24 protein-coding genes are annotated in these 14,537 nt (G+C 59.1%); 2 read left to right on the top strand and 22 right to left on the bottom strand.

Annotated features, from left to right (window positions below; translation table 11 throughout):
• Positions 1-40: 40 nt before the first annotated feature.
• Together ACNA1V_RS04140 and ACNA1V_RS04145 are read right to left on the bottom strand one after the other, a co-directional pair.
• The gene (locus tag ACNA1V_RS04140; protein WP_415832309.1) at positions 41-1,288 is read right to left on the bottom strand and encodes an Arm DNA-binding domain-containing protein; all 1,248 of its coding nucleotides are present in this window, start codon (positions 1,286-1,288) and stop codon (positions 41-43) included.
• A gap of 442 nt (positions 1,289-1,730) precedes the next feature.
• Positions 1,731-2,117 carry a hypothetical protein gene (locus tag ACNA1V_RS04145; RefSeq protein ID WP_415832310.1) on the bottom strand — a complete coding sequence of 129 codons (387 nt, stop codon included), beginning with the start codon at positions 2,115-2,117 and terminating at the stop codon, positions 1,731-1,733.
• Between ACNA1V_RS04145 and ACNA1V_RS04150 the strand changes: the two genes are divergently transcribed.
• Complete coding sequence (locus tag ACNA1V_RS04150) at positions 2,098-2,478, top strand: hypothetical protein (RefSeq protein ID WP_415832311.1); 381 nt, start codon at positions 2,098-2,100, stop codon at positions 2,476-2,478. The two genes, ACNA1V_RS04145 and ACNA1V_RS04150, sit on opposite strands and share 20 nt — an antisense overlap.
• Before the next feature lie 187 nt (positions 2,479-2,665).
• Here ACNA1V_RS04150 and ACNA1V_RS04155 read toward each other — a convergent pair whose 3' ends face one another.
• Genes ACNA1V_RS04155 through ACNA1V_RS04165 form a run of 3 tightly spaced genes read right to left on the bottom strand, consistent with a single transcriptional unit; the run spans position 2,666 to position 3,593 of the window.
• Complete coding sequence (locus ACNA1V_RS04155) at positions 2,666-2,950, bottom strand: hypothetical protein (RefSeq protein ID WP_415832312.1); 285 nt, start codon at positions 2,948-2,950, stop codon at positions 2,666-2,668.
• Positions 2,950-3,285 carry an ArsR/SmtB family transcription factor gene (locus tag ACNA1V_RS04160; protein WP_415832313.1) on the bottom strand — a complete coding sequence of 112 codons (336 nt, stop codon included), beginning with the start codon at positions 3,283-3,285 and terminating at the stop codon, positions 2,950-2,952. The genes ACNA1V_RS04155 and ACNA1V_RS04160 overlap by 1 nt, the downstream gene beginning before the upstream one ends.
• Entirely contained in the window at positions 3,282-3,593 is a 312-nt protein-coding gene (locus ACNA1V_RS04165) for a hypothetical protein (protein ID WP_415832314.1), read from the bottom strand. Before ACNA1V_RS04165 ends, ACNA1V_RS04160 begins: the two co-directional genes overlap by 4 nt.
• A 145-nt stretch (positions 3,594-3,738) precedes the next feature.
• Between ACNA1V_RS04165 and ACNA1V_RS04170 the strand changes: the two genes are divergently transcribed.
• Positions 3,739-3,978, top strand: coding sequence for a hypothetical protein (locus tag ACNA1V_RS04170; RefSeq protein ID WP_415832315.1), 240 nt, complete (start codon positions 3,739-3,741; stop codon positions 3,976-3,978).
• Between the two features lie 56 nt (positions 3,979-4,034).
• Here ACNA1V_RS04170 and ACNA1V_RS04175 read toward each other — a convergent pair whose 3' ends face one another.
• The 17 genes from ACNA1V_RS04175 to ACNA1V_RS04255 all read right to left on the bottom strand — a co-directional run bounded on the left by ACNA1V_RS04175 (position 4,035) and on the right by ACNA1V_RS04255 (position 13,928).
• Positions 4,035-4,445, bottom strand: a complete 411-nt coding sequence (locus tag ACNA1V_RS04175; protein ID WP_415832421.1) for a class I SAM-dependent methyltransferase — start codon at positions 4,443-4,445, stop codon at positions 4,035-4,037.
• A gap of 212 nt (positions 4,446-4,657) precedes the next feature.
• Positions 4,658-5,143 (bottom strand): hypothetical protein, encoded by a 486-nt coding sequence (locus tag ACNA1V_RS04180; RefSeq protein WP_415832316.1) that lies wholly within the window; start codon positions 5,141-5,143, stop codon positions 4,658-4,660.
• Positions 5,136-5,549, bottom strand: coding sequence for a DUF551 domain-containing protein (locus tag ACNA1V_RS04185; protein ID WP_415832317.1), 414 nt, complete (start codon positions 5,547-5,549; stop codon positions 5,136-5,138). Before ACNA1V_RS04185 ends, ACNA1V_RS04180 begins: the two co-directional genes overlap by 8 nt.
• 189 nt (positions 5,550-5,738) lie before the next feature.
• On the bottom strand, positions 5,739-6,143 hold the full coding sequence (locus ACNA1V_RS04190) for a hypothetical protein (protein WP_415832318.1): 405 nt from the start codon (positions 6,141-6,143) through the stop codon (positions 5,739-5,741).
• Positions 6,144-6,207: 64 nt separating this feature from the next.
• Positions 6,208-6,645, bottom strand: coding sequence for a hypothetical protein (locus ACNA1V_RS04195; RefSeq protein ID WP_415832319.1), 438 nt, complete (start codon positions 6,643-6,645; stop codon positions 6,208-6,210).
• A 34-nt stretch (positions 6,646-6,679) separates the two neighbouring features.
• Positions 6,680-6,919 (bottom strand): hypothetical protein, encoded by a 240-nt coding sequence (locus ACNA1V_RS04200; RefSeq protein ID WP_415832320.1) that lies wholly within the window; start codon positions 6,917-6,919, stop codon positions 6,680-6,682.
• Entirely contained in the window at positions 6,912-7,817 is a 906-nt protein-coding gene (locus ACNA1V_RS04205) for a recombination-associated protein RdgC (RefSeq protein ID WP_415832321.1), read from the bottom strand. Before ACNA1V_RS04205 ends, ACNA1V_RS04200 begins: the two co-directional genes overlap by 8 nt.
• Positions 7,818-7,952: 135 nt before the next feature.
• Positions 7,953-8,450 carry an NUMOD4 motif-containing HNH endonuclease gene (locus ACNA1V_RS04210; RefSeq protein ID WP_415832322.1) on the bottom strand — a complete coding sequence of 166 codons (498 nt, stop codon included), beginning with the start codon at positions 8,448-8,450 and terminating at the stop codon, positions 7,953-7,955.
• A complete protein-coding gene (locus tag ACNA1V_RS04215; RefSeq protein WP_415832323.1) occupies positions 8,443-8,850 on the bottom strand; it encodes an Lcl domain-containing protein in 408 nt (135 codons plus the stop codon). The genes ACNA1V_RS04210 and ACNA1V_RS04215 overlap by 8 nt, the downstream gene beginning before the upstream one ends.
• Before the next feature lie 45 nt (positions 8,851-8,895).
• Positions 8,896-9,462, bottom strand: a complete 567-nt coding sequence (locus ACNA1V_RS04220) for an Lcl C-terminal domain-containing protein (RefSeq protein WP_415832324.1) — start codon at positions 9,460-9,462, stop codon at positions 8,896-8,898.
• Positions 9,463-9,507: 45 nt separating this feature from the next.
• On the bottom strand, positions 9,508-10,065 hold the full coding sequence (locus ACNA1V_RS04225; protein WP_415832325.1) for a hypothetical protein: 558 nt from the start codon (positions 10,063-10,065) through the stop codon (positions 9,508-9,510).
• 12 nt (positions 10,066-10,077) lie between these two features.
• The gene (ssb, locus tag ACNA1V_RS04230; protein ID WP_415832326.1) at positions 10,078-10,566 is read right to left on the bottom strand and encodes a single-stranded DNA-binding protein; all 489 of its coding nucleotides are present in this window, start codon (positions 10,564-10,566) and stop codon (positions 10,078-10,080) included.
• A 627-nt stretch (positions 10,567-11,193) separates the two neighbouring features.
• Positions 11,194-12,039 (bottom strand): DNA adenine methylase, encoded by an 846-nt coding sequence (locus ACNA1V_RS04235; RefSeq protein WP_415832327.1) that lies wholly within the window; start codon positions 12,037-12,039, stop codon positions 11,194-11,196.
• A gap of 714 nt (positions 12,040-12,753) precedes the next feature.
• Positions 12,754-13,068 (bottom strand): hypothetical protein, encoded by a 315-nt coding sequence (locus ACNA1V_RS04240; protein WP_415832328.1) that lies wholly within the window; start codon positions 13,066-13,068, stop codon positions 12,754-12,756.
• Positions 13,065-13,397: a hypothetical protein gene (locus tag ACNA1V_RS04245; RefSeq protein ID WP_415832329.1), complete on the bottom strand. Its 333-nt coding sequence runs from the start codon at positions 13,395-13,397 to the stop codon at positions 13,065-13,067. Before ACNA1V_RS04245 ends, ACNA1V_RS04240 begins: the two co-directional genes overlap by 4 nt.
• A complete protein-coding gene (locus ACNA1V_RS04250) occupies positions 13,387-13,662 on the bottom strand; it encodes a hypothetical protein (protein WP_415832330.1) in 276 nt (91 codons plus the stop codon). Before ACNA1V_RS04250 ends, ACNA1V_RS04245 begins: the two co-directional genes overlap by 11 nt.
• Entirely contained in the window at positions 13,659-13,928 is a 270-nt protein-coding gene (locus ACNA1V_RS04255) for a hypothetical protein (protein ID WP_415832331.1), read from the bottom strand. Before ACNA1V_RS04255 ends, ACNA1V_RS04250 begins: the two co-directional genes overlap by 4 nt.
• Positions 13,929-14,537 lie beyond the last annotated feature (609 nt).

A 14,537-nucleotide genomic window follows, 5' to 3' on the forward strand; every position in this document is an offset into this window, starting at 1 on the left:
GCAGACAGCAATTGCTGGATTCCCGCGTCCCCGTGCAAAATCAACCACCTGCGGACGCAGAGATGTTCGCATCATGGCCTCCGTGTGAATTCGGTGTGAAACCGTTCTGGCGCTTGAAATTTGCGTCGATCCACTTACCGTAAACCCGGAAAACCATCTCGCCGTCCTCGTGCCCAAGTTGTCCGGCAATCCAGAACGGGTTCGCGCCTGCCGTCAGCAAAGTGCTGGCGAACGTGTGGCGCATCTGGTAGGCGTTTCGGTAGCGCACGCCAGCTCGTTTGCACAGCGGCGCCCACAGCGTTTTGCGGATCTGCGATTCGGTAGTCCAGGGTTCGCCCGTTCTCGGATTAATCCAGACGCGGCCATCCGCCAAAAAGCTTACGGCTTTCTGCTGGCGCAACGCCTGCATTGCTTCATCTGTCAGCACCACGTCGCGGATGCCGGCTGCGGTTTTTGGCGGCTTCTCGATCTGAGCTTGCTTGCCGTCAACAATGCCGGTGACGATATTGGTGTCGATGCGAACAGCGCCATTGATCCAGTCCACGTTGCGCCAGGGCAGAGCAAGGATTTCGCCTGTTCTCAGCCCGGTAGCCAGCCAGAACTGGATGAATGGTCGTTCGTCAGCGCGTGCGTGGCGCAGCAGCGCTGCAGTCTCGTTTGCGTCGAATGGGTCAACTTCGTACTCTGACTTCTTCGATGTCTGGCGCAAGATCTTCGAGAGCGCGATGCGGTCAAGGGGGTTAAACATGATGATCTCGTCATTGACCGCATCGTCAAATACCGAGCGAAGCGGCGACAGGATGTTTCGTGCTGTCTTGGCGGTGACGCCGAGGCCAGCAATCCATTGCCTCAAATCTGACGGCGTAATGTCGGTCACAACGAAACCACCCCAGTGCGGCATAAGCCTGCCCTCGATCAGCTTCTTGTAGCCGAGCAGGGTTGAGGGCGAGATTGTTCCGTTCTCAGCCTGTTGGGCATAGTGGCGCAGTTGGCTATCGAGCAAAGTGGACATGGTCAGCCGTGCTGCTGCCGGCTCGAACTGAGCTACGCGTGGCGACTCAGGGAAATAGTCAGCATAAACGAACGTGCCATCGGCAATCTTCCGCCTGATCTCAAGCCGCAGTCCGTTCGCATAGTCGATGAAAGTCTTGTTGATCTTGCGCTCTGGCAGCAGCTCGCGGCACTGCTGGCCGCGATAGCTGAATGCAATCTGCAGGCGGTCCCCTGACTTCAACGAGCGTATGCTGATGCCTGGCGGGAGTTTTGGGGTTGCGACAGGTGCACCCATTTTTCTACCTCTTCAGTGTTGACCCAGATTCGATTCTGCGGGTCGAGTTTGCTGTGTATGCCTTCCTTCCATATGCCAGTTTTTCGTCGGAAATAGACAGCGTGTTTGGTGTCGCCGGACAGCTCACAGTACTTATCCAAGCGGACCCAATTCATTTTCTCTTGCATGGCTTCTCCCTGCCAAGAAAACCCCGGCTCAGGGCCGGGGCAGTTTCCATTGCTGGCGCGTTGTTTCGATAACGTGCGGCTGCCGTGCGGCAGGGCAGTGTGGGTTATCCGGCGCGCGTTTCTGCCGCTGCTGCGCAGCGAAGCGCAGCAGCTTGTATTGCATTGCTCTCAATCGTGTTTCTCGTTTTGGGGGCGCGTGACGCCGAAAATTGCCCCGGCGACGAACCCGAATAGCCCGGCCGTCACGGCGCCAAGGGAGAAGAAAATCCAGTCCATCATTGCTCCTTTGCTGCAGCGCGGGCGGCGTCGATGTTGTCCTTATCCAGCCCACTGGCCCGTAGCTGAGATTCGGGTATCTGGCGTTTATCTGAATTGCAGATACCGGCGCTGGCCTGCTGCGCGAGTGCGGCGAGTGTTTGCACCTTCTCGTACACCTCGTCCCATGCTGCGCGAACGTCTGACAGGTCAGGTTCCGTGCGGCCCTTGGCCTCGGCGTACTTCCAGCTGCCATAGTTCCGGATCGCCGCCAGCAACCCGCCAAGTTGATCGTCGGTCTTGCCCCCCTCCGGCATTCCCGGATGCTTGGACGCGATCCAGAGCCTTGCTGGCCGTGGCGGCGTGTGCATTCGGGCAACCCGGCGCGTGCTGCGCAACAGCGCCATTAAATTTGCAGTTTCCCACCGCGCATCGCAGCGCGTCATGCCCTATATCGGTATTGCCGGATGGTTGGGGCTGGGCCTTCCCCACGACCTTCCCTGTACCATCGCAATCAGGGCACACGGTGACGGCTTCGTCGCCTACATCGCCAGGGCGCGGGTGTTTGTACCACTCCCAGTCAGTGACGATTTCGCCGTTCCCCTGGCATTCCTGGCATGTTTCCTCTTCGGGCAACCCATCAGCGCCGCTTACAGGTTTCTGCCGCTGAACGGCCATCAGGTCCATGACAGCGGCGCGAACCTCGCACCACGTCACGTCATCAGGCCCGAACCCTCGCTTGCTCCATTCCTTGAATTTTCGGTATAGACCGCTAACGATTTCATCTGCCGCCCGCGAATCGGGCTGCGCCTGCGCTGCAACAGTGTCCGCACGAGCAACAACAAAGCCAGCCGCATGAAGGTTGGTCAAGATCAGTTTGTCGTCGTCCAGTCGCCCAATCTTGATAGCCTGAATGGCTTCCCAAAGGGCGAGGCGCTGCTCGTCTCGGGTTAGGTCATTGTTCTGCGTCATGCTTCTTCCCTTGGTGTTGGGCCAGGGCGGCAACAGGGGCGTACCGGTTCAGCAGCGACCGCGCAAACGCGATGATGTCGGACCGCTCATCCGTATCCATGTATTTCCACCCACGGGACACCATATCCGCGACCAGCTCGTCGTCGGTTGGGTGCGCTGCAACAGGGGCCGCAGCACATATTGCACGCCACACGGTGGCAATTTCCACGGCGCTCAGTTGCGGGGCGGCTGCCTGGCCCGCACGGATCATTTCTGTTGTCAGTGTCATTATTCATGCTCCTGAAGGGCACGCAATGCGGCCAGCAGAGCAGTCACACGCGTGTCAGCAATTCGGTAATAAAGCGTCTGCGCCTGGCGTCGGTAGGTCACCAGGCCGTGTTTGCGCAATAGGGCAAGATGTTGCGACAGCGCCGATTGGCTCAAATTGAGGTGCTGCAGTAACTGGCCCACCGACAGCTCGTCGTTATCTGAAAGGATGGCGAGGGCCATCAAGCGGTTGGTGTTGCCGACAGCGCGCAAGAAGGCGGACGCGCCGATTACGTTGAGTAGCGGCGCAGCGTGAGCTGCGGCTTGTTCGCCACGGTCTTCGTTTTTCTGTGTCATTGGAAAAGCTCCATTTGCCCGGCATCGTCATGGGGGACCAGGCGGTAATATGTTTCGACCAGCTGGCGCGATGGCTGGCACCAGCGTGAGCCTTCGTCACCACGACGATGGCCCAGCCAGGCCGGCGCTTCTCCGGTATGCACGGCCGGTCGCCAGACGCCCGCAACCATGGCCGGCAGCAGGTCGATAAAGCTGCCGCGTCGAACATTTCCGTCATCAAACGGCTGGCCACCGCGAATGCCCCAGCGTTCGTATTCGATCGCAGGGAAATCCAGGTTTTTGTCCTCTGCGGGATCGAACAGCTGCATCACTCATTCGTATCGGAGAAGGCCTACCGGTCGCAGGAATGCACCCAGCGGTGGCAGGAGCTCATTCATAGGAGTCTCGCTTCCAATCCTTGACATTTTGCTTATGTTGGATCGCATACGCTTAGTTCCTCACCTTGGGGAAAACATGAAAAATGACACCTTTCACCTATCATCTGGCAGTCTTTCTGCTACCGTCAGCATCGTCGGCGACATCCTCGATAGTTCCGTATGGCACGGATCATTTATTGAAATAAAGACGGAGTCCGGGAAAGAGATCGCCCTTGACGATGGTTTTAATAATGTCGTCGCGAATGGCACGAAAGAAGATGCTCGCCGTGCTTTGCACAAAATCTTGGATGACCTTGCCGCTAAGCGCGATAGTTAAACCTCCACATCTGCGTGCCTGGTGCTCTTCATAAACGTCATCCAGTGCGTCTTGTTCTACCTGCCCATGCGCTGCCCAAAAAGAGGCCTCTCGGGTGTGCATGCCAGGATTTCCGCCAGCGGCACCTGCGTTTCGTTCCATTTGAAAATCAGGACGCCGTGGGGCTTGAGGACTCGAAAGCACTCCAAGAAGGCTTGGCGCATATCCTCGCGCCAGTCATTGCCCAGCTTGCCGTACTTTGCTGCCATCCAGCTTCTTGGCCCGGCGCGTACAAGGTGCGGCGGATCGAACGCCACCAGGTAGAACGATTCATCTGCAAATGGCATGGCACGGAAATCGAAGCGCACGTCAGGATGGATATGGACACTGCGGGTTCCGTCCTGCCGGTGCGTGCGGTCGGTTACTGTCAGCGACTCGTCGCGCAGGTCACCGAACAGGCAGCGCTGATCTGCCGGGTCGAACCACATCATTCGGCTTCCGCAGCAGGGATCTAGGACGGCTGGCCTACTCATGGCTGGCGTCCTGGGTGCGCACTACGTCCCCGCAAAACAGTCGTTGCATGTGATCCATTGCGGCCCGAGCCGCACGCTCTGACGCAAGGCCGCTGACAATAAGAGCAGCCCTCCATGTGCCGTCTTCGGACTGCTCGTAGCTGAGCGAGCAGATGGGTGCCGTGGCCTTATCCATGCTCCTCTCCTTGGTGTTGGGCCAGGGCGGCACGGGCCTGAATCATGGCCGGTTCATTCTCTGCATAGCAGCCGTCGAAGTCATCGACCATTGCCTGAAGAGCGTCGCGCAGCGCATCACGCTCCTTGCGCAGATCGTCTCGCTGCTGGGCGTATCTGCGCAACGTAGCGCTGTCCCGTTCATGTTGAGCAAGGAGCCCCGCCTCTCGCTCTGAAAGCAGGTCATTGGCCCGAGCTTGATCATTGGCCGTGTCAACCAGGGCGTCCCGCTCTGCCAGCAGTGCGCTGATGGTTTCGGGGTCGCAGGCGGCGATGTGGGCGGCGTTGGCTTTTCGAGACTCCGCGGGCCTCCATTCCGCCTCGTACATCAACCTACCTTCGGCATCTTCGATGCGCATTCCTGTTTGGGAGGCTTTCCACGGCCCCGGTGTCGGCCCTGCTGCCAGCGCCGCCCGCAGTGCTTCGTACTTGTCAGCCATTGGATTCTCCCGATAGGGCGGCAGGCGGCGCTGGCAGCGGCATCCAGTGTGTCGGCTCACATATGCGCCAGCAGTTCGGCGGGTCATCGGCTTCAACGGAAGTTTCAAACCAGCCGGGCTCTACGCCATCCGGATCGTCCCAGTATTCGGCGATGTACTCCTCGCTCATCCACTGTCCGCGCAGCGTGCGCCAATTTCCTAGAGAGTTGAAATATCCGATCAGGATCGTTTTGCCGTCCTTCGGTGCTGTTTCAATCCGCTTCCACGGCTGGCGCAGCGCCGCTATCTCAGCCGCCTGGACGTCGATGTGATCTGCCGCAGCGGCAATCTCCCGCCCATATTCCGGCTTGAGAAAGGCCCGGACGGACGCGGCCGCCTGGCGCAGATTCTTGGTGTCGATGCTCATATCCGTACTTCTCCGTTCAGGGTTCTGTCGTGCACAACCGCAGCGCGTGCGCGGCACATAAGGGACCGCCGTCTGTCCACGGTTCGTCTTGATGTTCGTAGGTTTTCTCCGGTAGCATTCCATCCTTCGGAGACGTAGAGCGCAGCAAGCACCCTGAACTGAATTGGCCAATCTTTCAGCCTTGAAATATCAATCACGGTAGCCTCTCCCAATTTCAGCGGCGGCACGGGTGATTGCGCGACGAGTAGCGGCCCCGGCATCTTCCCCTGCAGCCATGGCGACGCACTGGCAGCTCCCAAGGTCGGCATCGTGGGAATGGTGCACTTCGACGATTTCCACGTCCTGCCTATCGAATCGCTGTGTTTCGTAGTGGATTGACATACGCAGCTTCACAGCCAGCCGCAGAGCGTCACCGTCGTCGCTGAGCGGGTCCCAGGGATCTTCGCCGCCCGTTCCTGCAACAAACGGCCCACTCCAAGCGGTGACCTCGAATTTCTTCAGACTCGATCCCTTGTTCTTGGTGGCCGCAGGAAGGAACTCAATTTCCACGCCAGCCGCCTTTGCGGCCAGCTCCAACAATTCACGGTCAGTCATGATTTCTCCCACGGAGCCGGGTAGTCCCGGCCCGGCTTCTGGCGTTTTTCCTTGCTGCGCTTACTCATAATTTCCTCGCTTGCCGGCGCATCTTTAGTTCCTGCGCGGCGATGATCCTGCCGGTTTCGTTCGCGGCGCGCATTGCGTGCGAATTGTTGGCCAGCCTCAAAATATCGGTTGTCAGATAGAGCGCCTGGCGCAGCGCGGCCAATTCATCGGCGCGGGCGACAAAGTTGCCGGTATCTGTCCAGCGCTGGCCGATGGCAGTGAGTGCTTCGGATGCGATATGCATGTCCGCCTCTGCTGCTGCGATCTGGCCGGCTGCGTCGAAGCGGCTCAACTGGTTGATCAGGCAGGCGCCATAAATTGGCAGGCGGATCAGATTGAGGTAGTCCTGTTCTTCCATCTGGCCGAACTGCAGGGCATTTATGCCGCGCTCGATAAATGTGTTGAAGTCGTTCACCTGCTCGATCGTTACGGGATCGTGCTGGTTTGCCGACATGGTGTAGCGAAGCTTGCCCCATGCCCTGGCAGCGTTAATCCGTTGTGGCGGGGCGCTTCGTGGGCTGCGGGCTGCGGCTCGTCGCTGCTGTCGATTCATCGCGGTCCTCAAATTCCGCAAGCCGGTGCTTAATAGCGTCGGCGATCTGTTCGGGCGTGGCGGCTTTGTCGGCTACCACATCGACGGTGTAGAAGCGGCCGGCTGGATGCCGGCGTGCGATTTCCCAGGGAGGCACCTTCAGCCACAGGGAAACGCCAACTTGAATGTCAGGCATTGGTTTTCTCCCCGCCCAGCGCCGCGATCAGGTCAGCGATCAGCCGGGACATTTCGCCGCCGAAGAGAGCAAAGTCACTGTCTGCGCGCTCGTCGTCGCTGAAAACGTCGTTGTTTGCTGTCGTGTTCTCGGCCAGCACATCCAGCGGCTTGATTCGGCGGATGCCGAAATCGTCGGTGAGCACGAACGACACGTGGTCCTGCCACGTCAGAGTCAGGCGCGAGCACTGCCTGCCCTGCGCGATGTGCCGGCGCAGTTCCTCGGGCTCGGGCGCCAACTGCTGGTAGCTGACCTTCGCGCGGCCATCGCCCGCTGACTCCAGGCGCGTGTCCTGGTCAATCGTGAATCCGGACGGCGCTTCGTCTTCGGCCAGCCAGGACGTCATCGCGGCGCCGGGCGATTGCTCGACATACAGCGGCTCAACCGGGAGCGGGCTCAAGGACTTGGCCAGCAGGCCCAGCACTTCATCCGCCCGGGCGCTGCTCGACGCGTCGATGCCCAGCCAGCGGCCAGCACGGTCGATCCATACGAACGTGTCGCGCTGCACGGCGAAAGCGCGTGGCAGCAGCTCGTCGTAAATCCGCTCCTTCAATTCCTTCATCTGCTTGCGGCCTGGCTTGTAGCCTTGCTGGGCTTCGAAGTCGGCGGCGCGTTCTTTCGCCACCTGAGCGACAACCTTGCTCGGCAACAGCTTGGATTCGGAGCGTAGGCGCAGCAGGATGTGATCGCCCACGGCATGGGCATACGCGCCGTTCTCGCGCACCGGGTGCCAGCCCAGCGTCTGCGCGCCGGTCGTGCCGGGATGGAATGCATGCTGAGCCAGCGCGTCACTCAGCGCCGCTGCCGTCAGGTCGAAGTTGCGATTCAGGCGATACAGTTTCAGGTTCTTGAGCCACATGGCGGTTTCCTTTTCGGTAAGCCTTGGATGCGTCCCAGGCAATGGAATGGCCTCGCATCCTGGCGGCGCGGGCAATGGTTGATCTGTCGTGATAGCCGTCTGCGTGCCGGAGCAAGCCCAGATAGCTGTTGATGGTCAGGGGGTATGCGACCAGTAGCGGCGACTGACGATGTTCCAGATTGTTTTGGCCGTCACTCCGAAGTCACGCGCAAGGCCCGTTGTGCCGTTGCGTGGGCAGCCCTTTACGTAGCGCGACCTTATGGCCAATACGTCGTCTTCGGTTAGCCTGCTCATCGGGTGGCGCTCACCCTTGAGGGCGGTGCCGTGCCGGTTCTTGTCCGACTCGTTTTCCGCATAAGTCCCGACGACCAGGTTTTCTGCGCGGTTGTCGGTATTAATTCCATTGCAGTGACGAACAACCATTCCATCGGGAATCTGCCCATTGAAGGCGGCGTGAACCAGACGGTGTACCTTGAGATTCTTCGGCCTCCCGTGACTCCAGAGCTTTACCCGGAGATAGCCTTTTCGATCGCTGTCAGCGGACTTGATGCGCCCACTCCCTGAGCGAACGCGACCCATATTGCTGACGAGATAGCCGGGAAATAAATCAATGGGGCGCCATTCTTCAATCAACCTTGATGCTCCTGAAGGGGCGGACGCGGAACTCGTTGTTACGGCTGCCGTTGCCCACGTCGCCGTTCTCGAAAACGACCGCCCAGGGCCAGTCGTGATGCTCAGAGCGCGACCAGTAGATGCTTTCCCAGCCCTTGCGCACGAACAGATCCGGTGCGATCACATAGGCCAGCATCAGGTCTTCTTGCTCCGGCGCGCGCCAGTCACTGTGGCCGTTGATTTCGCCGGCATCAGCGACGGCCTGGTTGACGTTGGCGAATGCCACGCCCTTGATATCGTTCTCGATGCTGGGCGACACGATGATGTGATGCGGTACGCCGCCGATCAGGCGCTGCCCCAAATAGACGCCGCCCTGCTCGGGCCAGGCTTGGCCGATGGCCGGAATGGTGTTGGTGGTCATTGCGTGGCTCCTATGCCGTTGTGATGCTGCAGAATGGGTGAATGGTTAAATGGGCAATCTGCGGAAGGGGCGGACGCGGAACTCGTAGAAACGGTTGGTGGCGTCCACGCCGCCGCTCTCGAAACCGACCGCCCAGGCGTAGTCTTCGCTGTGTGGGGTGCTGGTCCAGTACCAGCTGTCTTTGCCGAACAGGTGCGGCACGTTCGCCAGCGCGACCATCATTTCGCGGCGCGACGGCAGGTAGAAATCGGCATGGCCATCAGCCTCGTAGTCGCTGGCCAGCTTCGCCGCGGGGCATTCGTTGCGCAGGCGGCTGGTGTTCGTCAGGCCGTCCCACTCGCTCAGATCGCGTTCGCCGTCCGGCGCCCAGCGGGCTTTGCCAACATCCTGCGGCTCAGCGATTACCAGGCCATAGGTCGTGCCGTCGTCGCCAAGGATCTCGCCGGCGTAGATGCCGCCCTGGCCTTCAAGGTATTCGCCAAGGCGCGGGCGCTTGGCTGCGGGCTGCGGCGCCGTGCCGGCGCGGATGTTTTCAATCAGGCGCTGGGCCACGATATCGGCAGGCAGGGCAATAGAAGCCCCGCCGCCTAGGTCAAACTGGATGGTGCTCATGGTTTTCCTTGTCGGGAGATTTGCCCGGAATCGGGCTAGAGGCGCTTAGGTCCTGCTAGGCAGGGAGTTGAAGAATTGCGCCAGTTCTTCGGCGCCGACTTCATAGTCATGCCACTTCGTGCCGCCTCGAACGGACACGGAAATGCTCTGGTAGTGCCGGATTATTTCGCCGGGGATCAGCAAGCACTTGTTCAGCGTGCGGTCTTTGTTCATGCACAGGCAGGCCACGAAGTCGGCAGTCATTTCTTGCTTCTTCATGGAGAACGCCCAACGCTCAACCGACTGCCCTTTATGCCCAATCCGTGGCGTCGAGGTTTTCACATCGACGCCATAGCCGCGGACAAGAAAGTCGATCTTGCTTTGGAATTTCTTGGCATTCTGGTTTTCAGAAAACGGCACCATGAGAGCGAAAAGACTTTCTCCGGCGGCCGCCAGTTTGTCCTTGTCCGACCCATACACTGCCTTGTTCCCGGTAACTGGCTCACCGGCGCTGCGAAGGTGCGCATAGACGGTCTGCCAAGGGATTCCGACATGCTGGGCGGCCACCTTGAGGTTTTGGTGCTGTCGATACGCTTCGACGCACCGTTGCTGTATCTGCTGCATGAATCCTCCTTGTCAGAATGGGATCGAGTCGTCATCCATATCTGCCAGACTCGCCGCCGGCGCGCGTGTGGTGCCGCCGCTCTGCTTCGCGTAATCACTGTCCTGAGCCGCGGGGCGCTGCTGACGCGCCTGTGTAGCGGGTCGATCTGCCTGGTCGCCGCCTTCATTGCGCCCGCCTAGCATCTGCATCTGGTCGGCCACGATTTCCGTGGTGAATCGCTCGATGTTTTCTTTGTCGGTCCACTTGCGCGTTTTCAAGCGGCCTTCCAGGTAGATCGAGCGGCCCTTTTTCAGATACTCACCGGCGATTTCAGCCAGGCGGCCGTAGAAAACCACGCGGTGCCATTCGGTTTCTTCCTTGCTTTCGCCGCTGGTCTTGTCCTTCCATTGTGAGGTCGTGGCCACGGATACATTGCAAATGGCCACGCCGTCGGCGCTATAGCGGACTTCGGGATCGCGGCTGAGATTGCCGACGATGATGACTTTGTTGACTGATGCCATGCGGTATGTGGTCCTGCGTCAAAGAGTTTTGCGTGCCATATCCCGCGCAACTGGTGCGGGGTAGGTGCGTCGATAGAGGCGGTAGTTGCTGATGAACCGGCGAAGTCTGGCGATCATCTGGCGCTGACCCGTATTTTGCTATCGCCACCGAACTGATCGAACGCTGCAATGGCTGCACTGACCGTGCTGCTGTGTAGGGCGGTGTAGCGATAGTGTTTCCCATCGGCTGTCTTGACTGACACGCGGCAGGAAAGAGGGGGGCGGGGGCTGTGTTGTGCTTGCATGAGTATTGCTCCAGTAATAGATGCCCCCAGGGCGCAGCACTCCGGCCCGGAATATCCGGGCATGGCATGCGAGGGGGATATAGGGGAGTGCTGCGGCCTGGCGGCCCGGAAAGTGAAGGCCTGTGACGTGGGCAAGTCGGCTAGGTCACGCTCCGAGGAAATGAAATCGGAACCTAGGTAGGACAAACGAGGCGCCCTAGCTGCCGGTGATGGGTAGTCGCTGCGCTCTACCGGCCTACGCATCCTGGTTCTCTCCACGGGGAGCCGCCCAGGCAACGGGTCTTTATTTGGTGCCGGGTTACTCTCGTCCCGGCAGCTGCGCTACGGCAGCAGGTGTCTGCAGTTAGGCAGCGAGGGGGTATTGCGCGGCATCAGCAGCATTGGGTGATATCCAGAGCACTTCTGTTCGCAGCCGCTTGCTTCCTGCGGCATGGTGGGGGCGCTCGACGCGTTGCCAGCCCCGTAGGGTGCTGTCGTACAGTTCGGAGGGGTAGCCAGCGATAACCACCATGCCCTGGACGTTCAACAACTGTTCCAGCAATGCCCGATGATCGGCTTCTGACATTTCGTGCCGATATCCAACTGCCGTCCGTGTGGATGGCAGGTAAGGCGGGTCCACGAAAAACAGGGTGTCGGGTTCATCCTGAGCGCTGATGACCTTTGCCGCTGGCTGGCATTCGATGATGACGCCGTGCAGGCGCCGAGAAATCGAAACCAGGCTACGTGGGTAGTTGGCCCAGCTGCTGGCAGGAGACGATGGTTTGCCGCGATGCTTGGCATTGGCAAAGGTCCGTTTCTTCGGATCAAACATTGAGCCATGATGGAAGCCTTGGTAGGCTCGCACAATCGCCCGCTGGGCGCGGACAATCGGATCATTGCTGTGCGTGAAAGCCAGTTCAAATTCTCGACGCGAGTACGGGGTTCGGTTCAAGACGCGCATGAGTTGCTGGCAAAGCTGCGGGTTCTGTACCACGCGGAACATGCTGACGATTTCTTCATCCAGGTCGTTGTAAACCTCGATGCGGCTGCGTTGCTTGCGCAGTAGTACGCCGGCACCGCCGCCAAAGGGTTCGACATAGACGCGATGTGGAGGCAGGTGGGCGATCACCCAGGGCGCTATGGCCCATTTTCCGCCGAGGTATTTCAAGAAGGCGCGCTTAGGCGGCGCATCCTCGTTCAGATTGCGCATTCAGGTTCCTGGTGACTGTTGAGGGAAGCCCGTTTCGTGGGCCAGCCGTCTATCGCGTTCTGGTCGTTGCTACCCAGCCTCCGCGATAAAACCTCGGCACTGCCAGCGGGATTGCTGGGTTTCGGCCTCTCTCTCACGGTGTATAGGTGCTGGTTACGGTTCCAGCTCCGGCGCTCGGCCCGGACGATTTGCCACGACATGACGTCTGATTTCCCTATGCCTGAACTCCGGCGCGGGCAATCGGTTCTCCGTGGCTGATGGCACCGGATGCGACCCCGGCATGGACTGGACTCAAACCAGCCTAAGTTTTACGACCGCCCGTAAACGGGTTGGGGGTGTCGATTCACCAGCATCAAACGGGTCTGACCGTTCCGCCGTCACCAGCAGATTCGGCTTTCGCCTACGATCCCTGAAATCGCATCAGGGGCTTTTCCCGCACTTGAGCGCCTCGCCTGCGCTTACTGCTGCCATCAAGAGTGGCGGATAGCCTAGATGGCAAGCCATCTTCAGATCACCCCAGGACGTGTTGGCCTGGACTATCCGCCACTCTTGATGCCCCTCGTCTGGCCGAAGGGTGTAGCAGCCCCGACTGCTGGCCGCCCGATCAATATCGTTTTCCGTCTCGTTCTGTTCCCAGGTTCGGCCAGCCGACAGCCGGAAATCCACCACCTGTATTCCCCCAGGCGGCCCGGCCTGGGCCGGGTGTGTCGGGGTCTATTCTTTGGGGATCAGGGAACGAACGGCGCCAGCGCAAAGCCGAGCCTCTTCGTCGCAATCTTCGACATCCTCTGGCGTCATGCCTGGAGCATGAGTGCCGATGCGTGCCTCGCATGCCTGGGCCGCCTCTTCCAGCGCCTCGCGCACCTTGGCGGTGGCGTATGCTTCGGCTTGATCGGTGGTAATCAGCAGACTGCCAACCCTCACGCCATTTCGCTCTATCAGCGGTGCAACAGGCCCAGTTACAGCCCAGAAGATGGCAAAATCAGACACGACAACCGCTACTGGCTCTGGCATCGTTACCTTGCTCATTCCTTCTCCCCCATTGCCGCCTTAATTGCGGCATCCAAGCTGTCAGCATCAACATGCCATCCGTTCTCGGCGTCGATCTCGACCTTGAGCACAAGCCCGGAGTTTTCGAGGTAAATATCCGATATCCGGCCCCAGTTCGAGCGCACCCAGCGATACATTGCTGCTTCTTCCCGCATCCGCTGAACTTCAGGGGATTGCAGTACGGCGCGCTCGATGGCGCGGCCCACTGGATAAAGTTCGTCGGCATCAAAATTGATCACCATTTCCGCGCACTCTCGGTCGAAGCAATCGAATATTTGAGCGTCGGTCAGCACTGTCTCAGTGGTCATTGCGCAGCTCCTGTTGCTGCCTGCTCAGCCATTCCTGCATGTCATCCAATGAGTAGAACCGCAAGCATGCGTCGCTCTTGGATACCTGTAGCGCTCGCATGACCACAAAGAATAGAAACATGCAGCCCGTCACCAGCGTCCACCAGGCGCTACCTTGACTGACCCATATACACAGCAGAATCAGGCCGAAGGTAGCGAGGTCTGAAATGAGGCTTTGAGCCAGGGACTCCTTGTAGATGATGATCTGTGGCTTCTTTTCAGTCATTGATGTTTTCCTGTTGCCTTAGCGATAGCGGTGCGTGACAGCTCATCCGGCCGGCACGGAAACCAGTAAGCGCCGGGGTGGACGGGGCCAACGAAGTGAATAAATCGGCCATGGAATGAATCATCATCAGCAAACCCGATGATCTTCATCCCTTCAAACGAAAGCCCAGCCTCGTTGGTGAACGTGACCGTGTCGCCAACAGAGAGGCTGCAAGGCACTGGCGGCGTCTGGCGCAGCCTTTTTGCGTACTCCTTAACATCACGCATGCTTGATCTCCTTTATCCAGCGCCGCACTCGATTGAATGCGGCGCTGGATAAATGCCGGTCTATTCCCGGCTGTCACCTTCCGTGCTAAGTTGGAAATTCCGTTTACAACTTGGCAAGGAAAGAAAATGGCACTAGGAAAAGATGCGGCTGAACACGTCGCGCAGAGCCTTTTGTATAAGCTGGCCGACAGTGGATCTTTGAAAACTGTAGGTCCGCTAATCACGACTGGATCGTCAGAGGAGACGAATTCAAGACGTGGGCAGATGGATGCAGCATATGTCGCTACGTTCTATCGGCACCTGGTGTCTGAGTTGCAGAAGTAAGTTCAGAGCCACTTCTGATGCAGCGGTCAGCGCGGATCAGTGCGTTGACCGTTGCTTCGATGATTGACTTCGGATCAGCCGCTATTCCTTGAGCTTGTATGGCGGCAACGATTACAGAACGGTAGGTTTCGTCAGTCAGAAACATGTTTCCTCGCATGAAAATCCCAGCGCTCAACATGAGCGGAGATTTAGATACGGCCTGCGCCAGCCGGTGTAACGATGGCTTGGCGCAGGCTTTGCCAGGATTCCAACTGGCATAACCGTTTCTTGTCTTGGCCGTCTTCG

The organism is Kerstersia similis (assembly GCF_965139615.1).
Taxonomy (GTDB): Bacteria; Pseudomonadota; Gammaproteobacteria; order Burkholderiales; family Burkholderiaceae_B; genus Kerstersia; species Kerstersia similis.